Consider the following 26,460-nt stretch of genomic DNA (forward strand, 5'->3'; position numbering starts at 1 on the left):
CCTCACGGCCCTATTTTTTATAGTGATTGGCCACATTTTGATGCCAACGCCAAGCGTCACTGATCATCGCGTGCAGATTTGATCGTTTTGGTTCCCAGCCTAGCTCCGAGACGGCGCGATTTGAACCAGAAACCAGCTTGGTGCAATCTCCCGCACGCCGCGCGCCTTCAACATATGGCACTTCACGGTTTGTAATGGCCCGACTGTGATTAATCACTTCACGCACCGAAAAGCCGTCACCCGTACCCAAGTTGAAAATACGATTACCCTTACCATCCAGCAACCATTTCAAACCTAGGACATGCGCATCGACCAAGTCGCACACGTGGACGTAATCACGAATGCAAGTCCCGTCAGCCGTATCATAGTCTGTTCCAAAAATCGTCAAAGCGTCACGCTTGCCGTCGACGGCATCCAACATCAAAGGAATCAAATGGGTCTCAGGTTGATGAAATTCTCCAACTTCAGCATCAGGGTCAGCCCCCGCGACGTTGAAATATCGGAAAATCATATGGCGCAAACCATTGGCCGTTCCGAAATCTTGCAAGATGCCTTCAATCGCCTTTTTAGAAGCCCCATAGGCATTGATCGGCAATTGCACTGAATCTTCATCAAGAACCACGTTGTCCTGATCACCGTATGTGGCGCAGGTCGAACTAAAAACAAAGTTGAAACATTTGGCTTCAACTGCGGCTTCCACAAGATTAAGCGCACCGGTGACATTTTCACGCCAGTAGCGACCGGGTTCCTGCATGCTTTCGCCAACTTGGCTCAAAGCAGCGAAATGCATGATGGCGATCGGTTGATAGCGCTCAAAGGTCTCTTTCAACGCCGCCTGATCCATCAAGTCAGCTTTCACAAGCGGGCCAAATTTCACCGCTTCTTCCCAGCCTGTCGAGCAATTATCATACGCAATAGGCGTGTAGCCAGCAGCCTTTAACGCCTTACAGGCATGCGAACCGATGTACCCCGCGCCACCTGTGACCAACACATTCTTGGAAATCATCTACTCAGCTGCACGGTTGATGTTGGAAATGTCAGTCAAGAATTGAGAGAACTCATCTTTCAACTCATCACGCGCCAATCCAAAGGAAACTGTCGCCTGCAAAAAGCCAGCCTTCGATCCACAATCAAATCGCTGACCTCGGAACCGGTAGCCATAGACATTACCTTCTGTGCCAATCTCCTTGGCGATCGCATCCGTCAATTGGATCTCTCCGCCGGCACCGACTTGGGTTGCATTCAAATTATCAAGAACTTGAGGAGACAAAATATAGCGCCCAATAACGGCGAGATTGGAAGGCGCGGCGCCAGCTTCAGGTTTCTCAACCATTCCTTTCACGGAGACCATATGCCCCATGTCTTCTTTCACGTCCAAGATCCCGTAAGACGAGGTCTTATCTGCAGGCACTTCCATCGCGGCAACCATATTGCCGCCAGTTTCTTGATAGGCTTCTACCATCTGCTTCAGACAAGGTGTTTCAGCGGCAATAACGTCATCCGGTAGCAAAACCGCAACCGGTTCGTCGCCCACCAGTCGCCGCGCACACCATACTGCGTGACCAAGACCCATCGCCTTGTGCTGTCGAACGTAAGCCACAGCCCCAGAGTCCATATTTGTATCGCGCAAGACATCGAGCAGTTGTGCCTTGCCTTTCGCCTCTAACTCAGCCTCAAGCTGCGGAGCATGGTCAAAATAGTCTTCAAGTGCGCCCTTACCTCGAGACGTGACAAAGATAAATTCTTTGATGCCTGCCGCACGCGCTTCATCGATCGCATATTGAATCAATGGACGATCTACGAGAGTCATAATTTCTTTTGGTACAGATTTGGTCGCGGGGAGAAAACGTGTCCCCAGACCTGCCACAGGAAAAATCGCCTTTGTAACTTTTTTCATCTGCTTCCCTTACTCTTAACCATTTATTTCACACTTTAGACCTTCGAACAAACCCGGACCAAGACAACCCGTTGCGTTGTAAAGTACATGCAACGATCGCTTCAAGAACCTGACCATAAGTACTAAATGCTATCCTGTTTGGTTTTGTGAGTTGCTTCCATTGTCGCTGTGAATCATTCATTTCCTATATCTTGCGCACCAATGTCGGCAAATTCGTGTCATTTGAGTGAGATTTTCTGCACCCGCGACGGGTGCATTCGGCCCCTCAAAATATCCCAAAAAGCGGTCAAATTCCCTAAAGCGCGTGCAGGGCGATCAATCCATGGCTCTGAAAATGCCAGTCTCGCAAAATTTGCAGCGACATTCCGACCCATCTGTCTAAACGCATGTTTTGTGGGCAATGAACCTTTGCGCCATAAATAAACAACATTGGCGATTTGGCTGTAGCCGAGCCGAACCCCCACCACCTCGCGCCCATTTGTTGTCCCCAAATGCACACCTGAGAACCGATTGGTTTGTATCTTTAGACCCTGTAGCCGCATTGAAAAATCAACGTCTTCTTGCCAACCATAGAGTGGTAGATTTTCATCAAAGAAACAGTCACCAATAGCCTTCACGCGAAATGCCATGTTGCAACCATACAAACTTTCGACTGTTTCATCTTGGAACTCTACGTTTTGATCACTAAACGCCAACAGCGCATTGTGCGCACTTGCGGCGTCTAATCCGCCCAACCCTATCCCGTCGCAAATAACGTGCCCCGTCGCCCCGTTCACGTTTGGATAACGGTCAAATGTTGACTGAATTCCCGCTAAAAGACTTTGAACCGGCCAATAATCATCATCCATAAAGAAAATCACATCATGATCATCTTTCAATACTTCAATCGCCTTGTTGCGTTGGCGTGTTAATCCTTTCATCGAATAAGCGACTTTGACGTTCAAGGCATTGAAAACCTCGGCTTCCTCCGGCAAATCATCACGCTGTGTCACAACAACCAATACCTGTGATGGTCTATCATTTAGATCGGTCAAACGAACCAAAGTTTCAGCCAACACTTGGGGGCGGCCAACCGAACATATGGCGATTGCGATTTTCAATGGCATCTTCCTAGCTGTTGATAGACCTCACATCCCATCAGGGCGTAAAACCTTCAAAATTGTCTTAAAGAGAATGCGCAAATCTCCTGCAAATGACAGATACCGCACATAGTGCTCATCTAATTCCACCCTCTTCTGATAACTCAATTCATTGCGCCCTGAGACTTGCCAAAGCCCGGTGATGCCAGGCCGCACCGCCTCATAAGCTACATGCGCATCGCCATATTTATGAAGCTCTTGCATCGTGACTGGCCGCGGCCCGACTAGGCTCATGTCGCCTTTGATTACATTCCAAATTTGCGGTAATTCATCCAAATTGGTTTGACGTAAAAACCGCCCGAAACGAGTGACGCGCGGGTCACATTTTAACTTCTGACGCATCCGCCATTCCGCACGCAGGTTAGGATCATTGCGCAACAAATCCTGTAAACGGGCTTGCGCGCCATGTTGCATGGTCCGAATCTTCAAACATTTAAAAATTCGCCCACCCCGCCCAACGCGTTTATGTGCATAAAATCCAGCGCCCCCGCTCAATTTCACCAAGCCGTATAGAACCAGGATGACTGGCAGGATCGCAGGGATCAAAAGGAATGACAGAACAAGATCCAATGCTCTTTTGGCTGTCCGCTCATAATTCATGACCGAAAATTTTTCATTAGCCTTGCGCGCAGCGCAGAGATTTTCGCTCGTTGAATAGAAAGTGTTGGCCATCATTCACTCCTTCCCCAAACATCGAAAAGATACGCTGCCTAAAAACCGATCAGACAGATAGCAAATTGAAAACAAAGAGAAATTAACTTGGTCGTCTCTTGAATTCATTTGACCGCTTGGAAGTTAAATAACCCTTAAAGGAAACGCATTTACTGGGTTGAGAAAGTAGGATCCGTTCCACTGGGGACTTCTGTGAGCACGAGGCCTGTAGGCAAAACACCTACGTCCCCTAAGGCATCCAATGCGGAATAAACTGATTGCCGGAGCGTTTTTCGACATTGCACGACCATTAGAAACTGCGCGACGTGCGGTGCCAAAACAACTGCGTCCACACGCGCTTGAACCGAGGGAGCATCAAAGATCACATAGTCATAGTGTTCTTCGAATGTCTCAATGCGAGCTTTAATTTCGTCGGGTGAAAGGTGAAGTTCTTTCAAATCCAATGTGGTTAAATTCAGGTGCCCCCTTTGGCTTCCCGCAAAGTTATTGCTTGCAGCTTGCTTAGAATGAATCGCTTGAATCTGGCTGCGCCTATCCCCAAGTGAAACCACCAAAGTTCGGTGTCCAGCCGATTGAGCTAAGCGCGCCAGTTCAAGAACCAATTTGGCTTGCCCGTCACCTGGCGCCGCGGCTGATATGAGAAGCTTCTGACAGTGCCCAGAAGATGTTCTATCGAGGGTGGCCCTCAATCGAAACAATCGATCAAACCAAAGATGATCCGTCGCTTGCATTGCCCCATTTCGGGACTTTAAGTTTTTATTTCTCAATTCAGGTAAACTTGTCAGCACGCGCAAACCCGTCGCTTTTTCTAACTCTTTTGCGTTGCTAAACCCCGGCCCAAATGCCTCCAAAACCAACACAACCAAAAACCCAACACTGGTGCCAATTGTTGCCCCAAAGAGGCCCATCAATTTTGGGCGTGGCGCGCTTGGTCCGGTCGGTATTTGGGCATAGGTCATGACCCTTGCTTCCGAGCGCTGAATTTCAGCCTGAGCACGCACATTTTCCAAACGTGCCGACAGGGTCTCATAAGAGTGTCGGATAATTTGAGAATCCGCCTCAAGCTGGCGCAATTCTAACATGGCCCGAGATGCGGTCACCCGCCCTGCTTCAAGTTCCGAAACGTCGTTTGCCAGGCTCTCTTCACGCAGATTTAACATTTCGAGCTCGTTGCGGTGCGACTGTAAGAGCGTATCGACTTCCAAGGTTATCTCGTCATGGACCAATCTAAGGTCTGTTTGAAGAGCCAACCGTTTTGGATGATTGGCACCGAAGACAGCAGCGAGTTTCTCGCTTTCATCTGACAGTGTTTGTGCTTTGATACGTAAATTCCGAAACACTTCCGTAGGCTGTGTCTCGGCCACGGCCTCATCCCCCGCACGCGTCCGATGACTTTCGATCTGGCTTAAACGTGCAGCCTGCGCGGCAATGTCTGCGCGGCTGATCGCGCGTTGCCTGTTAAGCTCTGCAATTTGCTGCTCAAGGACCGACCCAGTCATCCCGTCTTCTTCGATCCAATTTTCCATAAACTGTTGAATGGCGATTTCCGCTTGCAACAAATCTGAACGTTGCCGTTCAACCTGCGCTGCCAGCCAATCTTCAGCGGCTTTCGCGACCAGCTTTCGCTCAGTAAGTTGTTGCGCCATGAAGGCTTGTACCAACCCGTTTGCCACCAACGCCGACACTACAGGATCGACAGAAGATACCTGCAGTTTAATTACATAAGAATTGCCAATTCTTTGAGCGTCGATCCCCTGCAGGAGGCTAAAGGATACATGGGCCAAACGTCGTTCTTTTTCCGAAACAACTTCTAGATTTGGATCCAACGAGCGGCGCCCAATAATCGATTTGATCGTATCCAACGTGCGCCCCAACACTCCGTAATTACGCGGCTTAGGCTGGATGTTTGCAAAGGCCTCCATACCATTTTCTGCAATGACTTCTCCTAACAGGCTTTCAGATCGTAAAACTGCAACTGCGCTTGCCAGCGTCGCAGTTGTCAGTTGCAGATCATCCACCACTTGGATCTGCTCTGAAACAATTTGCTGACCACGAGGATCAAGCAACATTGTCGCATCAGCCGTATAAACTTTGGCCTGCCGAGCGGCGATCGAGAAAAACGCAAGTCCAATGAAAAAACCACACGCCAGAACATGCCATCTCCGACGCCAAATTGCGCGGAACACCTCAAGCGCGTCGGCAACATCCGGTTCAATTAGAACGCGGCGTGGTGCAGCCATAGTGTCTGCTTCCCGCTCCTGCGTTGCACGTATTTGACCTCGCGCTCTGACACTCGTGAAACCAATCAATGCCAAATTCCAATCTGCGCTTCACCGCCCATGCGTTCAGTAGCCGCGAAGGATTGGATGAAGAGTTTGTTTACCAATTAATGAAATAACTCAGAGAGTTTTAACAATCTGTTTACAAGCCGAGTTTCTTAACGTGGAAGCCTCCGTTGCCCAATCGAAAGACAGACGCGCCGCAGGTACTGCGGCTTTGGCTTTTATCGGGCTAACGTCGCAGCAAGTCACATCACTTGTGATGACACTTTGCGCTGCAAGCTTGATTGCATTGTCAGATTACGGGGCATTTATGCTAGCCGTGGTGTTCGCCGAATTTGCGACGGTTCTGATCTATTCAGGTTTTTTTCATTTCACGGTGCAGTCGCGACATGCCGATGAACAGGTCCACACGACGATGTTCTGGGCTATATCGGGAGTCGGCCTTGTAGCTGGAATGGTCCTAGGCCTGATCGCCCATCCCGCCGCTCAGGCCTTTCGCGCACCCGAACTCACACCTTTGCTATTTGGTTTCGCAATCCTTCAACCCTTTGCGGCCGTGATCGCCTGGGCTTCGGCCTGCCTTAACCGTAGCGAACAACTGCGCGCATACTTCTGCTGCCTCGCCAAGAGTAATCTCAGCGCCTTGATCTGCGGACTCACGCTGTTGCTGATATGGCCTTCGATCTATGCGTTGCTGGCTTATCGCGCAGCGCGCGTCGCCATCGGACTGGTGCTATTCTGCAAGACCAATAAGATCATGCCTCGCTTTACTTTTTCCACCAGCATTTTCAAAGAAGCCACGTCTTTTTCGATCGGTCTTTACGGGACTCGTCTGCTCGGATTTTTCTCCAACTTTGGGACGGATTTGATTCTAGCCTATGTGTTTTCAACATCAGAGTCTGGCCTATTCCGGATCGCCAATCGCTTGGCATCGGCAGCAATAGATATCGTAGCGCAGCCACTGCGTAGTTTTGCCCTAAAATGGTTTGGGGCCGCAGCACGCAAGAACCAAGATTTCCGATTTGAGCTTTTGACCTTTGCAAGCGCTGGATATTTCTTTTCTGGGGGTGTCGCTTTGACAGTCATTGGACTGGGGCCTGTTTTAATCGCAACATTTTTTCAGCCAGAGTATATGGTGTTGGTCCCTGCTTTCTTCGCGCTATGCCTACGTTGGGCTTTGGCCTTTGGACACAATTTGGTCGAACCGTTTTTTTCAGCTTTAAACGAAAACACGCGGGGCATGCAGCACCATTTGATCTGGACCAGCGCTTTCTGTGCTCTTTCGGCGTTCCTGGCTCCCCAAGGCATTTTTGCGCTTTCCCTCGGCCAATGCGCCGTCAGCCTTTTGTCAACATTGGCAGCCTTCTGGATGTTTGAATCCCGCCGGAAAATCGACACTCAGTATCTGTTAAAAAAACTAGCGACCGCCACCTTGATACTCATAGGCTTTGGCGTGTGCTTTCTCTCAACGCTCGGGGTGTTGATAACCCACATTCATGACTCGAAGAGCATTCTAATCCTAGGATTGATCGAAGCGTTTTTGTTCGCAATTTTGGCAACAACAATCGCTGTTAAGTTCAAGGTGGTTTCACCTAGAGTATTCCAAAGCCGATGAGTCCGGCATTACGCCCACCCCAACACTTTATTTATCCCAATCTGTCGCACGATAATCGAGCAAATCAGCGGCACTAAGACGCCTAAAAGCGCTGCGATCAAGATCAACCAAGTTGTCTGCGTCATCCCGAGTTGCATCAAGACGATCCGTGCACCAGCGACAATAAGAATATGCATCAGATAGATGGCCATACTATTGCGCCCCAGAAGCTCAAAGCCCTTCCACAACCAAATCAGCGCTTTCTGCCGTCCTAACGTTGCCAACAAAACCGGCCCAACTATCATCATAGGAAGATAAAATATCGAGCCGGCTGGATATCCCTGTAGCACGTATTGCGATTGCAAATAGCACGCGCAGATATAGCCAAACAAAATCACAGCCAAACCAGTTCGAACCGATTTACTGAACCAGATATCTGAGAGAACCATGGGCAAGTTTGTCGCCAACATATACAGCCCAACAAACCGTAGGTTTAGATAAGCGGCATCGACATAATAAGGCAGGACAAGCACAACAACGCCCAGCGCCATGCCAACACATCGAGGCTGATCCTTCAAAATCCAAAGCACAATTTGGCAAATCGCCAATACATAAAGAAACCACATCACCGCTGGAGGCTTCCATAGAATGGTCCATGGTTGGAACTGCGTCACTTCGGTATTTGTGTAACCGCTCATGAAGAAATGCGTTGCGAGAAGTACAACGCTCCAAAGCACATAGGGCCAAAGCAGCCGCCTCCAAAGTCGGTTTAAAAACGCCTTGAGATTCAAACTGGGAATACGCTCGGAAAAATGCGCCGAAAGGATAAAAAATAACGGCATATGAACGCTGTAGATCATCAAAGTTAAAAATCGATGCAAGCGTGTTTCATCAATCGCGCTGGCAACGCCTACAATCGCGTGACCTAAGACAACCAGCAGAATCCCCATTCCGCGCAGCCGGTCAAAGATCGGGTCACGGATCACTGGCATCGGGCCATTCTGGCATTAGACAATGCATGAGCTAATCGCCCGTTAAATTCTCTCTGCCGGGCGCCCTGACCAATTCCAAGCCCCACTGCAAGACCAGCCATCAGAAAGAACTGCACACCCAAATCCGGAAAAGGTTTGGTCAGGCATGATTGTAAAACTATCGCCCAGCATCCCCATTTTAACGCCGATGAAACACATTTTGTGTCAGCCGATTTTGACCGAAAAATCTCGACCAAAAACCATAGGTATATTGCAGTCCCCAACACTCCCAAGCTTGCCAAGACTGACATAAGCCAGCTTGAGGTACGTACACTGCCAATCCCCGCACCCACTCCGTATGTATCAATAATATTCTGCAGCGCTTGTCGGTTCCAACTCATCCGCTCTTCGCCCGATGTCGATACCGCCTTATTCCAAATCAAATCGTTGATCAGATCCGATCCCATAGGCGAATAACCCAATGAAACAGACACCATTGAATAGAGCGCCGGTAATATTCCAATCATGAACAGCAAACCAAACAACCGTGCCCGGCTTTTAAGGATCGGCGTGGCATAAAACGCAGGAAAAAGGATGGTCAGCATAACCAAGTTGCTGACTGTAGCCGACGAAGTCGATCGAAGCGCTAAACAAAATAAGATGATTGTGAAGGCCCAAGCTATCACTGAACGTCCATTTTCAAAGCCATAACGCGTCCAGAACCCAAGCAAGCCCATCGTAAACAGACCGAAACTCGCAGGTTCGGTGTATCCGCCAATGATACGTCTTAAACTTGGAAATGTCTGATCAACCAAAATAGCCTGATCTACCGTGCGAAGCGGATCAAGCACCCAGGCCAAACCAAGCGGATGGCCGATCCAATCAACCAACGCCACCAATACATGCACATATGTTGCGACCTTAATCACCTGCAATGCCCAGGTTTCACTCGGCTTTAGCTGAGCTGCGGACGCCACCAATACAAACGCCATTCCTCCAAGACCCAAACGTGCGAGCTGGCCATAGTTACTCCCGGATGGAGCCAAACCAGTTTCAATGATCGCAGGCCGTCCCTGACTGAGCCCAATCGCGAAAACATCCGTTTCACCAACAAAAACACGAGGAAAAAACACAGCACTAATGATCGCGATGATTAAAAGTACGACAAGCAAAAAGCCGGCTTCTCCTGGTCTAATCGTATTGAGTAAAACCCCTATCGGCATGCGTCCAAGCATCGCCATCAATCCCGCAACGACACAGGCATCCGTTAATGTGACATTGCCAACGCTCGGCACATTCAAAGCCGCTGCCGCACCGAGTGGCAAAGTTAAAAACAAAACCCACAAACCGCGAATTGGCCCCAACATAACAATGGCCAGAACCAAAACCGCTGCAATTGGCGTCGATGCCACCATAACTGCGCTCATCCTTTCCAAATCAGATCAATGCAATCGGTCAATCCAATATGAAGAGGTCACCGTTAACATTTTCCAAAGACTTTTCTTAAAATCTAACCAAAGGGATCAAGCCTTTGGAGGCGCTATGCAACGTGCAGTCGTAAATGGGCGATTTACAGGACGGGTACCGACCGGTGTCGACCGCGTTGCCCTAGAACTTTCCAAAGCACTGATGCAAAATCACAGCGATACAATGGGACGCGACCTCTCAATTCTAACACCGAATGGCCCAAGGCATTTGGTGGAGGTATCCGCGCATCAAACCCCACAATGGCGTGAACATTTCTGGGAGCAATTTCAATTGCCGTTCATAAATCCTCGGCAAACGTTGCTGTCTTTGTGTAATTCCGGCCCCATCTTACGCCGCAACCAGATCGTCATGATCCATGATGCTCAAGTCTGTATTGCGAAGGAAAGCTATAGCCCGGTTTTTCGTGCCTGGTATCGGGCAATGCAGCCGATATTGGCTCGACGGTCCCGCTCGGTTGTAACGGTTTCGGAATTTTCCCGCCGCACTTTGGAAGATCACAAAGTTATCCCTAAAGGCAAAGCCGTGGTTATTCACAATGGCGCAGATCACATCCTACGAACCCGCCCAGATATCCCGCAGTTTTCTTCGTTTGCTCTAGAACCAAGGCGTTACTTTTTGGCACTCGGCAATCTTGCGCCACATAAGAATTTAAAGATGTTGATCCGCGCCGCGGAACAACGCCAAAACACTCATATTCCGCTCGTGCTTGCTGGCGGAGCCTCGCGTCAGGATTTAAGGCGCGCTGGCATCAAAGAAAGCAAGTCATTGCGCATCTTAGGGCCGGTTTCTGATCAGTTACTCAAAGCATTGTACGAGAACGCCCTCGCCTTCTTGTTCCCTTCAAGAACCGAAGGTTTTGGCCTTCCCCCACTCGAAGCAATGAATTGTGGCTGCCCGGTCATTGCCTCAACGGGTGGCGCGATCCCTGAAATCTGCGGCGATGCAGCGATGCTATTAGATCCACATCAACCAGCCCAATGGGCTGCCAAGATGGACATCTTTGAGCAAGAGATGAGTCTACATCAAAAATTCTCAGATCTTGGCAGAGTACGGGCCGCTAAATTCACCTGGTCCACCGCAGCCACCAAACTGGCCGCGGTCGTCAACAATATGCAGGCTCACGCGGATGCGCCAAATCCTGTCGGGGCACTAAAACTTTGAGTGGTGCTGTCTTCATTCAAAGTGACCGAAGCGCCCGCGACTGGCTGCACGCCAGCATAGGCATATATATCTCCAATCATGCCATCGATCAGCAATCCGCCTAGGCCCGCTGATGGGTCAGCAAGTGGATCGTTATTCCAATCTCCCGAATTGTTCTTCCGAACCCAAATCGCCTTTAAATCCACATCAACTGCCATTTGCACAACATCATTTTCATTCAAGGCCGCCCCCATTGCATGATTGCCGCTAGAATGGAAAAATAGGCTTCCACTCCAAAAACAACGTCCCGTGCCAAAGGCTCCGCCGCTTAATGCTGTCACGTCGTTTGTTCCAAGCCCGACACCCAAAACGTCCGCGCCAACATGAAACTCAAAATAGGATTTTCCATTGTACGCAGTTGCACCTCGTACGTGGCGCAATCCAATTATTGAAGCTGATGCAGTTACAGTCCGATCACCTTGTGAGTAGTTCAATTGAAGCGGCGTTCCGCTATTCAAATCGGTATTCCACCCGAATTCGCCAGTAGAGGGTATCACCAAATCGTCCACGGGCTGGTTTTCAACATGAAATGCCATTGAGCGACGCAATTTAATGGTGGCGGTCGCACCCGCAGTGACCCTAATTAAGACTTGAAAGCTTTGCGTCGATTGAGAATCCGCATAAGCCTCATCCCGAGTCCGAATGTTGTAAACGCCAGGCGAAATTGCCCAATCCGGATCAAGGGTCATGATGCTGGACCCTTGCCCAGACACGCCGATGGTCCGCATGCCAGTCGCGCCACTTCTCAACTCGATTTCAGCGATAAAATTAACGATATCTCCCGCCACAACATCAACGCTTACGTCCGGCAGTGTCACTGCTAAAGTACTATCCGTTGCCGCATCCATCACAGACACCTCAAAGCATCCGTCGGTATCGTAACCACACGACCAGTCTGATGTACCCTCAGTTCGATTAACGTTCCAATTCAGCGGTATCGTTCCTGTGACGCCAGTCGCGGAAGCAGCGCGTGATCCACCAAATGCACCGCTCTCACCAAGCAAATTAAGTGCGTTTTCATCTGCAAACACATCTTGGTCCACAAGACTCAACAGCACGCCAGAAATTTCCTCTGCAAGATAGCGCGCGCCCGAGGCATTAGGATGAGACACATCAGATTTCATCGCATCACGATCGAAATTCGTTACTGGCACCGGAAAGAAATGTTCATGCGCCGGGACGGAATAGATGCGACCCAGATATTCTACCATTCCGCCATCGCCATATGCATTTACCCAATTGGCCAAAGCAATCTTTTTGTCATCCTGTGCTGTAACGCCCTGCCCATCTAATAGTGTTGGTACAGCGACAATCTTGGCACCAGCCGACAAATAACTGGCAAAGATCGCGTCAAGATAAGTGATGATCTCTTCAAATTCATCATCCTGTGCAGTTTGATTAGCACCGATTGGCCCGACTAGAACGACAGAGTTACCCCTATTAATCTTGGGCAGTATTTCGGGAACTGATTCAAAAATGGCGCGTGCAGAGTCTCCTCCAATAGCGCCGAGGTATCCTTCAGAAAATCGATATTTATGCCCCACCAACTGTTCCAAAAACACGCGTGTGCCGGGGATATTCTGCATCACACTGTCGCCATCAATGAACAACAGCGGGCCGCGCGGTCCTGCAACAAGCCGGGTCGTTTCTGACGCCGGTGCAAGAGATGATCGACGCACCAATCGACCCTCAGCGATTAAGTTCAAACGCCCTCCATCACGCTGCCATAAATTATATCGGCAAAGTATTCCTTCAGGAATGTTCCGGAGCATGTCGTCCGATACGCGGATACTCTCAATCCCAACACTTTCAACCAGCGGGACATCGTCCATGTTTTCACCAATGGTCAAAACACGTTCCCCGAAGTTAGGAGCGTTTTGAAACTCAAAATTCAAAGATTCTCCTGCTGGAAAATCGATCGCAATATTCTGATTTTCATCGTGGAAGTTGATTGAAACTGTGTGCATCTCTAACCTCTTGTCCTGCCTGAGCAAAAGGTGATCGAAATTAATTGAGGAAATGGAAATCTCACGTCCTGTGAGGATGCAACAGGCTTAGCCGCGCATCAATGGCTGGATGCTCTGAAGGATTTTCGTTTGAAAAGCTTCCCCGGAAAACCTTTGAGCGCGCGTAAGACAATCCTGTTTAGCGGAAAAACACAGATCAGATTTTTCAAATTGCATCACAGCGTCCACCAATCCTTCAACTGACTGGTGGTCAAAAAACCATCCGGTTTGACCGTGAACAACACTGTCAGTCACACCGCCTCGACCATACGCAATGACTGGCCGCCCAGCCGCCATTGCTTCGACTGGTACGATGCCAAAATCTTCTTCTCCCGGGAAAATCAGCGCGCGGCATCGTTCTAAATAATACTTTACCTTGTGAAATGGCACCTGGCCCAAAAATTGCGTATTAGGACCTGAATGCCGTGCGAGTTTCTTAGCATCCCTCTCTGGACCGCCAATCACAACCAAGGGTCGATCCAACCGTTTAAACGCCTCAATGGCCAAGTCAGGGCGTTTATAAGCCGTTAGATTTCCCACCCATAAGTAGTAATCTTCAATCTCGTGGCTCTTCACAGGGTCGAATTTCTCAATTGCCACCGGCGGCGGAACCACTTCACTGTTGCGGCGCCAATATTTTCGCACCCGCGCAGACACTAAATTTGAGTTTGCAATAAACTTGTCAACGCGTGCTGCCGAACTCACATCCCACAACCGCATCTTGTGAGCGATGCCGGGCATAAAGGCACGCGTCACGGCACCTGAGTTTTTGTAATAAACGTGATACTGATCCCAAATGTACCTCATGGGTGAGTGGCAATAACACAAGTGAGGAACGTCTGGCGGCGCTATGACACCTTTCGCAGGGCCCGCCTCAGAGGACAAAATCAGATCATATCCGGATAGATCCAATTGCTCTAATGCGCGTGGCATTAAAGGTAGGTATTTTTGATAATGCCGACGCGCAAACGGCAAGCGGCCAATCCTTGTTTCGATAATACGATGTCGCCGAAGCTGAGGAGAAATCGCTGTCGGGTCAACGACGTGCGTAAATATATCGGCATTTGGAAACAGTTCACACAGCGACTCTAAAACCTTTTCACCACCGCGCATGCCGACAAGCCAATAGTGGATCAATGCAACTTTTTTAGCTGCCAAGGCCGCTGTACTTTTCATTGAGCCTCAATCATTTGCCAGGCTAATGGGAAGGGCCCGAACAATCACGGTATCCCCGGGGTGAACCATGGCATCAAGCTTAGGTGTTTGCACAGCGCCACGCCCACTCCTGATTTGAATACTTAATTCAAACAAATCATCCTCAAGCGCAGCATTGCTGATCGGCGCTTTGAGCAATCTCAGCTGCTTGCGTATCCTGTGTAGATCTATTTGAGCGAGATCCAAATTCTTTTCTGATTGCTGCAATTCAGCCAGCAGATTTTTGCGTCGCTGACTAATAAAGCTGTCTTTTTCAAGTTGAGCTTGAGTTAACAGTGTCGCCGCCGCAACTTGAGCAGACTGCAATTCCAACACATCTGAACGCGCATTGGCCTCACGCAATTCAACCGTCACCATTCGCGCAGATGTTTGCAATCCCTTCGATTGAAGATCCTTGGCAATATCGAGCTCAGTCTTAGCAACAGCCGCAATTTCCGTTCGTACCTTTAATCGGTCTGAGTAAATCGATTGCTGCAACTCAATCGTTTCAATTTCTCGATCCCAATTGCTAACAAGCCTGCGCACGCGATCATTGTCCGCCTCTAAGATACGCTGTTCCAGCAAGTGCGACATTTCAAACTCGACAATGCTATGAGTTTCTGCGCCATCGCTGTCGTTGGTCAAATTTATAGTTCCAGCACCCGCCAGGGCTGCATTAATACGCGAAATGCGCATTTTTTGCGTTTCAACTTCTAGATGCTGCCGCTCCAATTGGGCTTGTAGATCGGTTCGCAGATGAAGAATCTCTGACTCAAAACGCCCCTGGCGCTGCAATCCCCCTGCGCTCGCAATGAGAGTTTCAACTGTCATGCCAGGTTGGAACTCCAAGCGACCAGGGCTCGTAACATCGCCACCAGCAACAACTGCTGCGTGTTCCACTAGGGCGATATCGACGCGAGGTTCTAAAAACAGATCAGCCGCTTCGATGACATTTTTAATGGCATCAACCGCCTGATCAAGTTGGAGTCCCCGTACCGCAATCGGACCAAAATCAACAAGCCGAATATGCCCATTTAAATCAACGGTCGATATGATAGCCGCATCCGTTCCCGGATGACTAATCGCCAGAACATCACCAGAAACGAGCCGATAGCCCTCCGCTTGCAAGGGAGAAAACCAACCGAAATACGCAACAAGACAACACAATATGCGCAGCCAAATTCGGCTCGTTATATGATACATAAATCTGCGGGTACGTGTCATCGTCATGTGATCCCCAAATCGCATTTTGGCGTCTAATTGGCGTCTAAAATTCACCTCACAAGACTGAGCTCATATAGTTGAGTTTCGGTTAACCATCCTGGAAGCTCTTGCGTTCAGGCTCGTCTATGATCGCTTTCCAATCCAAAAACTGTTGCATGCAGGCCTTCGAGAGTTCGCGCGAAACCCCTGGAATGGGCGCAAGATCAAAGGGATACGTATGCGGTATAATTCGCTGCACCTCACCACTCAGGATCGGGTCACCCCCTCCGGGTAATAGCGAAGCAGGATGACTTTTGTAACTGGTACCTAATTCGCTCTGCAACCCGAGCCATGCTCCGATGTCTCGACTATAGGTTTCCGGATCAGAAAGCAGATCTTCAGTAAATAATCCAAACCGATGTCGAGGGTGAAATTGAAACCATGTCGCCTTTAGGTCTAGCAAACGATCCAAGTAATATTGGGCTGCTGCTTGAGGGCATTGATAACAAACATTTCCCGTGTGCCGGGCGAGCCGAACAATTGACTGCACCGCTGGTGTCGGAGAACGAATGAGAAAGATGGCATGCGCCTCAAAAAAATCGGTCCCGCTCGCCATGTGCAGATCGCCGTGTAAAACTTTATCAAAAATAAAACGCGCCTTAGGCTCCCAAGCGCAGCGTATCATCAAATTCACAACAGTCTGACCAACGCTTGCTTTGGAAACGTAAGAAACATGTGTTTCACCGTACCCGGATATTTCGGGGCATGAACACAGCACGTTTGATAACGCAGTTGTCGCGGCACGCATGTGGGACAACACGAAAATCATATTTCGGTAGCGTGCTTTTGGTATCGAATAGATCATTGCATGAGCAGCAATTTTCTTTGTTGTCGATAGCAGCATTTCATCCCTCCAGTTTGAAGGGGACGCAAACTTTACAAATAATTGGTTAATACTTGTCTTGGCGCCAGAATAATTGCTGGTCCTTATGACGAACAATTCAATCGTGTCACCGACGGCGCAAACCAAAACAATAAGCAACCGAGACTTGACCAAAAACGCCAACAAAATGTAAAGATCGCGCCAGCGCAAACAGGTTCAAATATCTCTGTTGGATTTAACCAAACGCTCAAAAAGTAGATGATTTTTGAAACTTAACCACCTATAAGTCTCAATATGAGGTATGAGTAACGATGACAGATATTTCCAAACTTGCTGAACTCCGTAAATTGCTTCTCGGCATGGAACGCGCCATGGGTCTTGAGGACCTTAGCGCTGTTGAACGCGATATTTATTATGCCGCGACAGAACTTGCCTCGAACAATCATGGAGTCCGCACGACCGGGCTTCTGTCCCACAGTTTGGTCGCAAGCATCTCTCGTCCAACCTTCTTCCGGGCGCTTAAATCCCTCGTAAGCAAAGGTTATCTATCACAAAGCTCGACATCCCGCCGTGGCGTTTATATGGTGCACTCACCACAGGTCTAAATTGACCAAGCGCTAGGGAGCACATATTGGGGTTGAAGTCGCTTGCTGCTGAGACAGTGATTGCCTCAACAGCTTATATCATCGCTTTCTTTCTAACGTTCGAAGCGTTGATGCCCGTTCAGAACCTATTTTTTGCGGATTTTCACAGCAGCGCGAGCTTGCTGTTTTTACCCCACGGCGTTCGCGTACTTTCCGCTTGGCTACTAGGCTGGCGTTCATCGATCGCCTTACTGCCTGGCGTCTTGCTCACCTACGCTTATCTTGCCGGCAGCAACGTCTTTTTACCCAGTCGAATGGCAGGTATTGCAATTGCGGTTTTAGCAGCGCCTCTCGTCTTTGAGCTTATCGCCCGTCTTTGGAAAGATATTCGCCCAAATTCAGAGGTTGAGCCCTGCTGGCCCTGCGTCATGGGGGCTGGTGCCATTGCAGCAATTCTTGGGGGTATTTTAACGAATCTTGCCTTTGGCAGCCCCCCTCTTGATTACTTTGCCTTCTTCATCGGAGACTTTGCCGGTCTATTTTTCCTCATGTTGCTGCTGATGCTTGTGTTCCGGCAACTTCGCGTACGCTCAAATTAATTTCATAAATTACAACTGATTACCTATGGCATCGCTCAGATTAGTGGGTGGACCTTTGACGCGAAAAAATTCACCGCGTAATTATACAATCATCCCAGCGTCACTTTTTGTATTTTTGTTGCGCTGCAACTGCAAAAGGATTATGTCACGGTGCAGCAAAACAAGGATGTGATTCATGGCTCATGACGGACAGGACCTTACAATGACCAATTCTGCCATTCTGCCCGATCTTCTGGATCTGACCAAAGCCGCGCTGCCGCCGGTGGGTGCGATTGTCGAAACCGCTACCACCAAGCTGCGCGCTGCAACATTAGACGGTGAACGTGTTTCCGGTGCAAAAATTGAAGAGAACCAAGTTGCTGCTCATGCACTTTCTTGGCTCGCGACATATGACGAAGCCTTGAAGCAAATGCAGGCTTGGGCGGAACGTTTAAAGGCGGATGGTAGGTTCGGCGAAGTCGAACAACTGATCCATCAGATCGCATTTGGCGAGTACCTGTGGCAGATCTACGGCGGCATCCCAATGAGCCAGGGCGAAATCATCCGCCTGCAAGACATCGGCCTATCCCAAGATGAAATGCGCGGCCTAATGGAACCTGCGGTGATGACGCTTTGTCAGAACGGCAACACACAAGCCGCACGCACGCGCCTTGTTGAATTGATGCAAGAACAGGCCGCGAATATCACCGTTGGCACCTCTGGCCTGGATGAAGAACTTGAAATGATCCGCGAGCAGTTCCGACGCTACGCGGTCGATAAGGTCATCCCACACGCACATGAATGGCATCTAAAAGATGAATTGATCCCGCTTGAGGTGATCCAAGAGCTTGCCGATATGGGCGTATTTGGCCTGACCCTCCCTGAGGAATACGGCGGCTATGGATTGACCAAAGCAGCCATGGTTGTTGTCACCGAAGAACTGTCTCGGGGCTACATCGGTGTTGGTTCATTGGGAACCCGCCCAGAGATCGCATCTGAACTGATCCTGTGCGGCGGCACCGAAGAGCAAAAACAAAAGTGGCTACCCAAGCTTGCCAGTGGCGAGGTGCTGCCAACGGCCGTCTTCACCGAACCCAATACTGGTTCCGATCTAGGGTCCTTGCGCACACGCGCGGTCAAAACCGACGACGGATATGAAATCACCGGCAATAAAACATGGATCACACACGCGGCTCGTACGCAGATCATGACCTTGCTGGCGCGGACGGATTCCAACACCGACAACCATAAAGGCCTGTCGATGTTTATCGCCGAAAAGACACCGGGTACGGATGAAAATCCTTTCCCTACCGACGGCATGACCGGCACAGAAATCGAAGTTCTGGGTTATCGTGGCATGAAGGAATACGAGCTCAGCTTTGATGCTTTCAAAGTCAAAGAAGAAAACCTGCTGGGCGGCGAAGAGAACAAAGGCTTTAAACAGCTGATGCAAACCTTCGAAAGCGCGCGAATTCAAACAGCGGCTCGTGCCGTTGGCGTTGCGCAGGCCGCGCTGGACGTTTCGATGCAATATGCAATTGACCGGAAACAATTCGGTAAATCATTGATCGATTTCCCGCGCGTTTCAGGCAAACTGGCAATGATGGCCGTCGAGATTATGGTTGCCCGTCAGCTTACATACTACTCCGCATGGCAAAAGGATCACGACAAGCGCTGTGATCTTGAGGCTGGCATGGCAAAGCTTCTGGGCGCGCGCGTCGCCTGGGCGTCTGCTGATAATGGCCTACAAATCCATGGTGGTAACGGTTTCGCTTTGGAATATGAGATCAGCCGCATCCTTTGTGACGCGCGTATTCTGAACATCTTTGAAGGGGCCGCTGAAATTCAGGCACAGGTGATCGCGCGCCGTCTTCTTGGCTAAACCAGATCACATGACCAAGAAGGGCGCGTGCAGAAATGCACGCGCCCTATTCTTTTCTGTAGTTTGCTTTCCAAGTGAACTCCCTATATTTAACCTAATTGTTAAATATAGGGAGGGAAAACCATGCGTGGGATCACAATCACTTATGACTACTCTGGCGACGAAGTCCCGTGGCGCGCTGCCATTCAGGACTTTATCGACGCGCTAGACGCAGATCCGGGAGCTGCTAACTTTAGCTATCAGGTGTCAGTTGCGGACAACGGCATCAGCCGCATTCATTGGGGGCGCTGGGACAGCCAAGAAACCTTGGCGCATGTGCAAAGTCAGGACTATTTCAAAACCTTCGCAGCAAGAGTCGGAGGGTTTTCAGGCGGCACACATAAGCCCGTGCCTGCAGATGTCACCGTCAAAACATCAAGCTGGTAAAGCCTTTTGTCTCAACGTCCCGGCTGCCGAAATGGCCGGGATCAGCAAGAAAACAATCCACTGGGGCATCGGCCAGATGGTTCCAAGCAGAGTGGTTCCGTACCAGAGGAACAGCGTCGCAAAACCCAGCTGAGTGGCGCCCAGGACAATGGACAAGGCTTTGTTATCGTTACGCGCAAGCCAAAGGTAAGCCAGCGCAAATACAGCCAAAATGACGCTGACGGCGTGCCACAAGACCGCACTGATGGCACGAAGATACTCTGAAAGTTCACTTGCCTGAATGGCTACGTGAACTTCGGGGCCCCCGGCAAAAACATGCACTCCAAAAGTTAAAGCCATTAAGACGGCAGCGGCCAAATTCAAACGATTCATGTCACACTCCTGATTCCATACGCTACCGTATGGATAACGCAACTTGCTCCTATCGGCAACGCCAATTAGTCCTGTTGCATGGCAAAGAATCGACTATCTCGCGAGCTGTGGCTGGCAGCAGGCTTCAAGGCACTGACAGAACAGGGGCCGGTAGCCCTTAAGGCAGAACCATTGGCACGCCGTTTAGAAACGACAAAAGGGTCGTTCTATTGGCACTTTCAAGATGTTCCAGCTTTTCAATCTGCCATGTTGGAGCTGTGGGAACAGCGCGCCTATTCCGAAATCGTGGAAGCCCTCGAAGCCGAAGAAAATCCTATAAAACGACTGCGCACACTTGGTGACATCGCCACCAAATCTGCACCCGAAGAATTTGGCGGTTCAGGTGCAGAACCTGCCATCCGCGCCTGGGCACGTGAAAACACTGCTGTTGCCGATGCGATGGACCGGATCGACGGTAAGCGGATGGGATATTTGAATAGCCTGCTTGCAGAGATCGGCCTCACCAATGCGGAGCTTTCCCGCATCATCTATGGAGCCCTGCTGGGAATGCAGGAACTTTCTACACGAGATAAAACAGACAACAGGCAAGCGATGGGGACCTTGGTTGACCTCATCCTCGCCCTATATGAAGACACATGAGACTTCTTGCCATTCTCCTTCTGATCAACGCTTGCGTGCGTGACGAAACGTTGACCGCCTATGGCGCAGATGGTTCGTGGAAACTGCATCAACTAAATGGGCAACCCTTTAGCGCGACCGCCACAATTCGTTTCTCCGAAGATGGTCAGATTGATGGGGATGCGCCTTGTAACGCATATAGCGCGGTTCAAACGGCCCCTTATCCTTGGTTTGAGCTGGGTCCAATTCTTTCAACAAAGCGTGCTTGCGCCGCTTTGGGTGTTGAACAGACCTATTTTGCTATGCTCACCGAGATGACTTTGGCAGAAGTTTCAGGAAACGTGTTGATCTTAAGCAATGATGCCGATCAGACCCTGTTGTTCACAAAGTTGCCCGACGGCTAAGCGCATCAAGGTATCTGGCACGGGCGTCAGGAAGCGCCTTATTGCCTAGGCTAGGTGCCAGTTTGTTTTCCAAAAAATAACCGGTTGTCTTTAATGCTGCTAAAATTGCTTGGTCAGTGTCATCGCCGCGCCCTGAAAGGATCTCAGGGAGCGGAAGCATGCGATCGATCCATTCCCCGGCCCCTTCACGCGTCACCGCTCGGCCCGATTTAGGCGATATGTGTGTGAGCCCGTCGGTTTTTCCGGTCACCGCACAGCTGCTAAGATCCAGACCAAAACCAAGCTCATCAAGCAACGCGACTTCCCATTGCAGATAGGCCAAAGGCCACACCTCGTTTTTTCCCAACAAGTCCATCAAAGGTTCTGTCTTTTCATATAGCGCAAGATGCGCTTCACGTTCTGGCAAAGCAAAGGACAAAAGTGCCGTCACGGCGTTCAACCCAGCTAAGGCAAACCTATCGCCAAGTGCCAAGGCGCGGCTGCGAATTGGTTCAACCGTAAAAGACCCAATATGTTCTGAAAGCCGCGCTTTCCATTGTACTTCTACTTGTCCGCCGGGCTGCAAGATAGGCGTCATTTTGCGGCTGGTGCCACCACGTACAACCCCGGCATGTCGCCCCTGCGTCGGGGTAAACACCTCAAGGATCACAGAGTTTTCCCCATGTTTGCGAGATGCAATAATGATGCCTTGGTCACGCCATTCCATAGCTGCACCCTAAGTGGTTTGGGGCAACGGTCGCAATTGAGTATTTGAGGAAAAGTGACCGCAGGGATCAGTCTTTGAGGCCGGGTTCATCTAGTAAATGACGACCTTGGCGATCTTCGACTTCGACCACCCAGAGATCGGGATCAAAGCTTCGTTGCTTGGCCAAGGCTGCATCAACGTCTTTTTCAGGGCCTTCCGACAGGACCACCCATGTGCGCTCACCGCTCATCAAATCAAAGGACCTTTGATAGGCCGATGCCTGGCCATCTAGCGTGTTAAGTTTAACGAGAACCGAGCCTGCGGTATCGTCACCATGTGTAACAACAAAGGCTGGAATTTCATAAAGGCGCAGGCGTGTTAGATAGGCCTGCACCCAAAATTCCGCCGTGAGGCGTGTCATGTGTTGCCGTCTTTGAAATCAAGGCCCATTTCCGAATAGCGCTCGGATTCTTCAAGCCAATTCGGGCGTACTTTGACCTGCAAGAAGAGGTGTACTTTACGTCCCAGAAATTCAGTCAATTCAGCACGGGCTGCGGTTGAAACAGCTTTGATGGTCTCGCCACCTTTGCCTAACACGATGCCTTTATGCCCATCACGCATCACATAGATCAACTGATCCACACGTGCTGAGCCATCTTTGCGTTCTTCCCATTTTTCGGTCTCGACTGTCAGCTGGTAAGGCAACTCTTGATGCAAGCGAAGCGTCAGTTTCTCGCGCGTCATTTCTGCCGCGATCATCCGCAAAGGTAGGTCTGCGATCTGGTCTTCGGGATAAAGCCACGGACCCTCAGGAAGCTCGGCAGCAAGCCAAGCACGCAGATGTTCAGCGCCATGGCCTTTTTCCGCAGAAATCATAAAGGTTTCGACAAAATCGTAGCGGCTGTTCAAGTCTTGCGCGAGCCCAAGCAGTTTCTCAGATTTCACCATGTCGATCTTGTTGATCGCCAGCGCGACTTTGCGCCCCTGCGCGATCTCTTCGAGGCCTTCCAAAATAGCCTCGACGCCTTCGGTGATGCCGCGATGGGCTTCGACCATCAGCACCACAATATCCGCATCCGCGGCTCCGCCCCATGCGGCTGCCACCATGGCACGGTCCAAACGGCGGCGTGGGCGGAAAAGACCCGGGGTGTCGACAAAGACAATTTGTGACTCCCCCTCGATGGCAACGCCACGAATGCGGGCACGCGTGGTTTGCACTTTGTGGGTTACTATCGACACCTTCGCACCAACCATGCGGTTGGTTAGGGTCGATTTACCTGCGTTTGGCTCTCCGATGAGGGCTACGAATCCTGCGCGTTTCATGCGCTCTCCAATCTCGTCAAAAGCGCCTTCGCGGCGGCTTGTTCGGCTTGCCGTTTAGACCCTGCGGTGGCCTCTTCGACCTCACCATTGTCCAGAACGGCCTTGATGGTGAACACAGGCGCATGATCTGGCCCCGCGCGTTTCACCAGTTCATATTTTGGCGGCGACAAGCGGCGTGCCTGCGCCCATTCTTGCAGCGAAGTTTTCGCGTCTCTCGCATCCGCCTCGACCTTTGTGACCCGATCCCCCCATAGGCGCACAATCAAGGCCTTGGCAGCATCAAATCCACCATCTTTGTAAACGGCTGCGATCACCGCCTCCATCGCGTCCCCAAGCAAGGCTTGCTTACGACGTCCACCCGACAGCATTTCAGAACGGCCCAGCTTAAGAGCCGCCCCAAGTTCGATCTCACGCGCCACATCGGCGCAGGTTTCTTTGCGCACCAAAGCATTGAACCGCGGAGCCAATTGGCCTTCGCTTGCTTCAGTGTCCGCCTCTAGGATCGCTTCAGCCATCACCAAGCCAAGAACCCGGTCCCCTAGGAACTCAAGACGCTGGTTATCCTGACGTGTCGAGGACGACATCGAAGAATGGGTAACGGCCCGCACCAAAAGCTCCGGGGCATCAAAGTGATGCCCCAGCCGCGTTTCCAGTGCTTTCAATTCGTTAGATAGTTTCACTCAATCGCCTTGAAAAATCTGTCACCACGCCAGGTCCAGAATGCAAACATAGACCGGCCCGCAGACGAGAACATAACACGATCCGCCCGGCCAATCAGGTTTTCATATGGAACGAACCCTACACCACCTCGGCTTTGTGGAACCCGGCTGTCTGTAGAGTTGTCGCGGTTATCACCAACAAAGAAGAAATGTCCACGCGGAACTGTGAAAACACCTGTGTTATCGACAAAGGAGTTTTCGATATTCAGAACGGCATGGCTTACGCCGCCTGGCAGGGTTTCAATCAAACGGATTTTGTCACATTGGCCGCCATGGCCTACAGGCCCATTTTCGCAACGTGGCAAACCACCGTGTGGTCCTTGTGGCTCCATCACTTCGGAAAAGACGCCACCGTGTTCGAGCTTAACTGCGGCCTCATTGATATGCAGCACACCATTTTTCATCTGCACCTTGTCACCCGGCAGGCCAACAACACGTTTGATAAAGTCGGAACCCGTCACCGGGTGGCGGAAAACCACAACGTCTCCGCGCTCAGGTTCTGAGCCCATGAAACGGCTATTTTCGCCATCAAACGCCGCACATATTTTCTTGGCATCAATGCCAAGTGGCGGGATCGAGGGGCAGGAAGCATAGGAATAGCCATAAGCGAACTTATTCACGAACAAGAAGTCACCAATTAGCAATGTGTCTTTCATCGACCCTGATGGGATCCAGAATGGCTGGAACAAAAGCGTGCGGAACAGGCCCGCAATCAGCAGCGCATAGACAACCGTTTTGATGGTCTCAACCAAGCCGCCTGATTTTTTTGTGGCCTCTGATGACATACTTGCCTCTCCGAATTCAGTTCGAGGTTACATGCGGTTCACAAGGGCCGAAGTCAACCCGAAGCACCGATCCCCGTCCCGATCGGCAAAGCTTCGATGACCACAAAGGCCTGTGCCCAAGGATGATCATCGGTCAACGTGACATGAATCACCGCCTCATGCCCTTTTGGCGTCATTTGGTTAAGACGGTCTTTTGCCCAGCCAGTCACCTGCATGACCGGCTGCCCGGTACGTAAATTGGTGACATGCATGTCTTTCCAAGAAATCCCCATGGCCAATCCTGTGCCCAGCGCTTTGGAGCACGCTTCTTTGGCAGCCCAACGTTTTGCATAGGTTCCAGCCACATCTTTGCGACGCTCTGCTTTGGTTTGCTCCGTCTCTGTGAAGACGCGGTTTTTAAATCGGTCGCCGAACCGATCCAGCGTGCCTTGGATACGTTCAATATTCGCCAGATCCGATCCAATACCCAAAATCATTCCAGAAAGGCCTCGATCCGCCCCGTGGCTTGGTTCAATGAAAACAATAGGTCGCCAGATAGATAATCCGCAAATTCTCCATCAAAATATTGCACCTGCACGCCAAACATGAGGCCAAAGGCCGGATCATACTCGGCTTGAATTTCCTCAAATCCGATCCCGGAGAAACCAATTCCATTTGACAAGCCGATGGTTTTGCATTGCCGCCCGCCCAACTCGTCATAGGGCGGCGAAAGCACCAAGAGATGGAAGGATCCTGCGGCTGGTTCAATCGTATCAAGCAAGGCTAAACGAACATCCCCACTGGCATAGGTTCGAGAGAACTCTTCCCAGGGCTCATAAATCGCGTCTGCCCGGGCATGCCAATCACAGTCTACAACTTCTTGCGAAACGGCAGGGCTCGCTACCAATACAAATGGGATCAGATATCGCAGCATTTAAACCTCCAGTCGGGCCGTTAGGATTTTCAGGCTTGCAGCGCCGAACAATACAGCGAAAGCCACGTCAAACCATCTTTTCGCAGCCATATAGACCCGTACGACGGCCGGATGCGAGAACAGAATGCCATATCCGATGAATACCAAAGTCGAGGTTGCAACCAGCATCAGAAACAACTGCCAAATCGCATCAGATTTGGCGTTAGCAGGCAAAACAATCGCATAGATCGCCCCCCAAGCAAGGATCGCCTTGGGGTTTGTAATGTGGATTAAAAAGCCTTTCAGAAATAGACGCTCATGGGATTGAGCCGACATATCGATCTCGGCCTTGCTGCGCGCCGCAGAAAAGGCACTACGCAGGGATTTGAACGCAAGAAACAAAAGGTAAGTCGCGCCTAGATAACGGATCACTTCAAAAATCCAAGCATTGGCAAGCATCAAGGCACTCATTCCCAACGCAGCGGCAATGCCCCAACTGGCAGAACCCACGACAATACCCGATGCAACAGCAACACCCGCAGAGCGGCCAGAGGCCATCGCCGTCCCTGAAATCGCCAAGGTTGCTGGTCCCGGGCTCCCACAAGCGACGGCCCAGCCCAATAGAATAAGCCAGATTTCAGGCCCCAGCATGCATCACTCCTT

The 26,460-nt window shown here is 50.4% G+C and carries 28 protein-coding genes; 8 read left to right on the plus strand and 20 right to left on the minus strand.

From position 1 onward, the window contains the following. Window positions 1-10 precede the first annotated feature (10 nt). The 5 genes from galE to JXQ85_RS00135 form a co-directional block, all read right to left on the minus strand. On the minus strand, window positions 11-1,006 hold the full coding sequence (gene galE / locus JXQ85_RS00115) for a UDP-glucose 4-epimerase GalE (protein ID WP_421746815.1): 996 nt from the start codon (window positions 1,004-1,006) through the stop codon (window positions 11-13). Then, window positions 1,007-1,897, minus strand: coding sequence for a UTP--glucose-1-phosphate uridylyltransferase GalU (gene galU, locus JXQ85_RS00120; protein ID WP_421746816.1), 891 nt, complete (start codon window positions 1,895-1,897; stop codon window positions 1,007-1,009). A 218-nt stretch (window positions 1,898-2,115) separates the two neighbouring features. After that, a complete protein-coding gene (locus tag JXQ85_RS00125) occupies window positions 2,116-2,997 on the minus strand; it encodes a glycosyltransferase family 2 protein (protein ID WP_421746817.1) in 882 nt (293 codons plus the stop codon). A 27-nt stretch (window positions 2,998-3,024) separates the two neighbouring features. Next, window positions 3,025-3,711, minus strand: a complete 687-nt coding sequence (locus JXQ85_RS00130; RefSeq protein ID WP_421746818.1) for a sugar transferase — start codon at window positions 3,709-3,711, stop codon at window positions 3,025-3,027. Between the two features lie 146 nt (window positions 3,712-3,857). After that, a complete protein-coding gene (locus tag JXQ85_RS00135; RefSeq protein WP_421746819.1) occupies window positions 3,858-5,948 on the minus strand; it encodes a GumC family protein in 2,091 nt (696 codons plus the stop codon). A gap of 202 nt (window positions 5,949-6,150) precedes the next feature. Between JXQ85_RS00135 and JXQ85_RS00140 the strand changes: the two genes are divergently transcribed. Beyond that, window positions 6,151-7,605 carry an oligosaccharide flippase family protein gene (locus tag JXQ85_RS00140; RefSeq protein ID WP_421746820.1) on the plus strand — a complete coding sequence of 485 codons (1,455 nt, stop codon included), beginning with the start codon at window positions 6,151-6,153 and terminating at the stop codon, window positions 7,603-7,605. A gap of 8 nt (window positions 7,606-7,613) precedes the next feature. On the opposite strand, the gene JXQ85_RS00145 is transcribed toward JXQ85_RS00140, so the two are convergent. Both JXQ85_RS00145 and JXQ85_RS00150 read right to left on the minus strand, forming a co-directional pair. Continuing rightward, on the minus strand, window positions 7,614-8,576 hold the full coding sequence (locus tag JXQ85_RS00145) for an acyltransferase family protein (RefSeq protein ID WP_421746821.1): 963 nt from the start codon (window positions 8,574-8,576) through the stop codon (window positions 7,614-7,616). Further along, window positions 8,567-9,970 (minus strand): hypothetical protein, encoded by a 1,404-nt coding sequence (locus tag JXQ85_RS00150; protein ID WP_421746822.1) that lies wholly within the window; start codon window positions 9,968-9,970, stop codon window positions 8,567-8,569. The genes JXQ85_RS00145 and JXQ85_RS00150 overlap by 10 nt, the downstream gene beginning before the upstream one ends. A 127-nt stretch (window positions 9,971-10,097) precedes the next feature. Here JXQ85_RS00150 and JXQ85_RS00155 point away from each other — a divergent pair, with 127 nt between their 5' ends. Then, entirely contained in the window at window positions 10,098-11,204 is a 1,107-nt protein-coding gene (locus tag JXQ85_RS00155; protein ID WP_421746823.1) for a glycosyltransferase family 4 protein, read from the plus strand. Here the strand turns inward: JXQ85_RS00155 and JXQ85_RS00160 are convergent. From JXQ85_RS00160 to JXQ85_RS00175, 4 genes are all read right to left on the minus strand, one after another. Next, window positions 11,162-13,210, minus strand: a complete 2,049-nt coding sequence (locus tag JXQ85_RS00160; protein ID WP_421746824.1) for a hypothetical protein — start codon at window positions 13,208-13,210, stop codon at window positions 11,162-11,164. The two genes, JXQ85_RS00155 and JXQ85_RS00160, sit on opposite strands and share 43 nt — an antisense overlap. Window positions 13,211-13,297: 87 nt before the next feature. Then, window positions 13,298-14,425 carry a glycosyltransferase gene (locus JXQ85_RS00165; RefSeq protein WP_421746825.1) on the minus strand — a complete coding sequence of 376 codons (1,128 nt, stop codon included), beginning with the start codon at window positions 14,423-14,425 and terminating at the stop codon, window positions 13,298-13,300. Window positions 14,426-14,431: 6 nt separating this feature from the next. Continuing rightward, window positions 14,432-15,673: a polysaccharide biosynthesis/export family protein gene (locus tag JXQ85_RS00170; RefSeq protein WP_421746826.1), complete on the minus strand. Its 1,242-nt coding sequence runs from the start codon at window positions 15,671-15,673 to the stop codon at window positions 14,432-14,434. 82 nt (window positions 15,674-15,755) lie between these two features. Then, window positions 15,756-16,550, minus strand: coding sequence for a sulfotransferase family protein (locus JXQ85_RS00175; protein WP_421746827.1), 795 nt, complete (start codon window positions 16,548-16,550; stop codon window positions 15,756-15,758). A gap of 290 nt (window positions 16,551-16,840) precedes the next feature. Between JXQ85_RS00175 and JXQ85_RS00180 the strand changes: the two genes are divergently transcribed. From JXQ85_RS00180 to JXQ85_RS00195, 4 genes are all read left to right on the plus strand, one after another. Further along, window positions 16,841-17,134 (plus strand): hypothetical protein, encoded by a 294-nt coding sequence (locus tag JXQ85_RS00180; RefSeq protein ID WP_421746828.1) that lies wholly within the window; start codon window positions 16,841-16,843, stop codon window positions 17,132-17,134. A 32-nt stretch (window positions 17,135-17,166) separates the two neighbouring features. Continuing rightward, a complete protein-coding gene (locus tag JXQ85_RS00185) occupies window positions 17,167-17,712 on the plus strand; it encodes a hypothetical protein (protein ID WP_421746829.1) in 546 nt (181 codons plus the stop codon). Window positions 17,713-17,887: 175 nt separating this feature from the next. Further along, window positions 17,888-19,573 (plus strand): acyl-CoA dehydrogenase family protein, encoded by a 1,686-nt coding sequence (locus tag JXQ85_RS00190; RefSeq protein ID WP_421746830.1) that lies wholly within the window; start codon window positions 17,888-17,890, stop codon window positions 19,571-19,573. A 123-nt stretch (window positions 19,574-19,696) separates the two neighbouring features. Next, the gene (locus JXQ85_RS00195) at window positions 19,697-19,999 is read left to right on the plus strand and encodes a hypothetical protein (protein ID WP_421746831.1); all 303 of its coding nucleotides are present in this window, start codon (window positions 19,697-19,699) and stop codon (window positions 19,997-19,999) included. Here JXQ85_RS00195 and JXQ85_RS00200 read toward each other — a convergent pair. Beyond that, window positions 19,988-20,371 carry a hypothetical protein gene (locus tag JXQ85_RS00200; RefSeq protein WP_421746832.1) on the minus strand — a complete coding sequence of 128 codons (384 nt, stop codon included), beginning with the start codon at window positions 20,369-20,371 and terminating at the stop codon, window positions 19,988-19,990. The two genes, JXQ85_RS00195 and JXQ85_RS00200, sit on opposite strands and share 12 nt — an antisense overlap. Window positions 20,372-20,449: 78 nt before the next feature. On the opposite strand from JXQ85_RS00200, the gene JXQ85_RS00205 reads away from it, so the two are divergent. Together JXQ85_RS00205 and JXQ85_RS00210 are read left to right on the plus strand one after the other, a co-directional pair. Beyond that, window positions 20,450-21,010 carry a TetR/AcrR family transcriptional regulator gene (locus JXQ85_RS00205; RefSeq protein ID WP_421746833.1) on the plus strand — a complete coding sequence of 187 codons (561 nt, stop codon included), beginning with the start codon at window positions 20,450-20,452 and terminating at the stop codon, window positions 21,008-21,010. Beyond that, the gene (locus JXQ85_RS00210) at window positions 21,007-21,393 is read left to right on the plus strand and encodes an META domain-containing protein (RefSeq protein ID WP_421746834.1); all 387 of its coding nucleotides are present in this window, start codon (window positions 21,007-21,009) and stop codon (window positions 21,391-21,393) included. The genes JXQ85_RS00205 and JXQ85_RS00210 overlap by 4 nt, the downstream gene beginning before the upstream one ends. Here JXQ85_RS00210 and recO read toward each other — a convergent pair. The 8 genes from recO to JXQ85_RS00250 all read right to left on the minus strand — a co-directional run bounded on the left by recO (window position 21,371) and on the right by JXQ85_RS00250 (window position 26,448). After that, window positions 21,371-22,099, minus strand: coding sequence for a DNA repair protein RecO (recO, locus tag JXQ85_RS00215; RefSeq protein WP_421746835.1), 729 nt, complete (start codon window positions 22,097-22,099; stop codon window positions 21,371-21,373). The two genes, JXQ85_RS00210 and recO, sit on opposite strands and share 23 nt — an antisense overlap. A 67-nt stretch (window positions 22,100-22,166) precedes the next feature. Further along, the gene (locus tag JXQ85_RS00220; protein WP_421746836.1) at window positions 22,167-22,499 is read right to left on the minus strand and encodes a DUF1491 family protein; all 333 of its coding nucleotides are present in this window, start codon (window positions 22,497-22,499) and stop codon (window positions 22,167-22,169) included. Beyond that, window positions 22,496-23,401 carry a GTPase Era gene (gene era / locus JXQ85_RS00225; RefSeq protein WP_421746837.1) on the minus strand — a complete coding sequence of 302 codons (906 nt, stop codon included), beginning with the start codon at window positions 23,399-23,401 and terminating at the stop codon, window positions 22,496-22,498. The genes JXQ85_RS00220 and era overlap by 4 nt, the downstream gene beginning before the upstream one ends. Beyond that, window positions 23,398-24,081, minus strand: coding sequence for a ribonuclease III (gene rnc, locus JXQ85_RS00230; protein ID WP_421746838.1), 684 nt, complete (start codon window positions 24,079-24,081; stop codon window positions 23,398-23,400). The genes era and rnc overlap by 4 nt, the downstream gene beginning before the upstream one ends. Next, a complete protein-coding gene (lepB, locus tag JXQ85_RS00235) occupies window positions 24,078-24,905 on the minus strand; it encodes a signal peptidase I (protein ID WP_421746839.1) in 828 nt (275 codons plus the stop codon). The genes rnc and lepB overlap by 4 nt, the downstream gene beginning before the upstream one ends. Window positions 24,906-24,958: 53 nt before the next feature. After that, on the minus strand, window positions 24,959-25,381 hold the full coding sequence (gene acpS, locus JXQ85_RS00240; RefSeq protein ID WP_421746840.1) for a holo-ACP synthase: 423 nt from the start codon (window positions 25,379-25,381) through the stop codon (window positions 24,959-24,961). Next, window positions 25,378-25,818 (minus strand): hypothetical protein, encoded by a 441-nt coding sequence (locus JXQ85_RS00245; RefSeq protein ID WP_421746841.1) that lies wholly within the window; start codon window positions 25,816-25,818, stop codon window positions 25,378-25,380. Before JXQ85_RS00245 ends, acpS begins: the two co-directional genes overlap by 4 nt. Further along, a complete protein-coding gene (locus tag JXQ85_RS00250) occupies window positions 25,819-26,448 on the minus strand; it encodes a LysE family translocator (RefSeq protein WP_421746842.1) in 630 nt (209 codons plus the stop codon). Window positions 26,449-26,460 lie beyond the last annotated feature (12 nt).

Origin of the sequence: Cognatishimia sp. (assembly GCF_049116455.1) — a bacterium.
Classification (GTDB): Bacteria; Pseudomonadota; Alphaproteobacteria; order Rhodobacterales; family Rhodobacteraceae; genus Cognatishimia.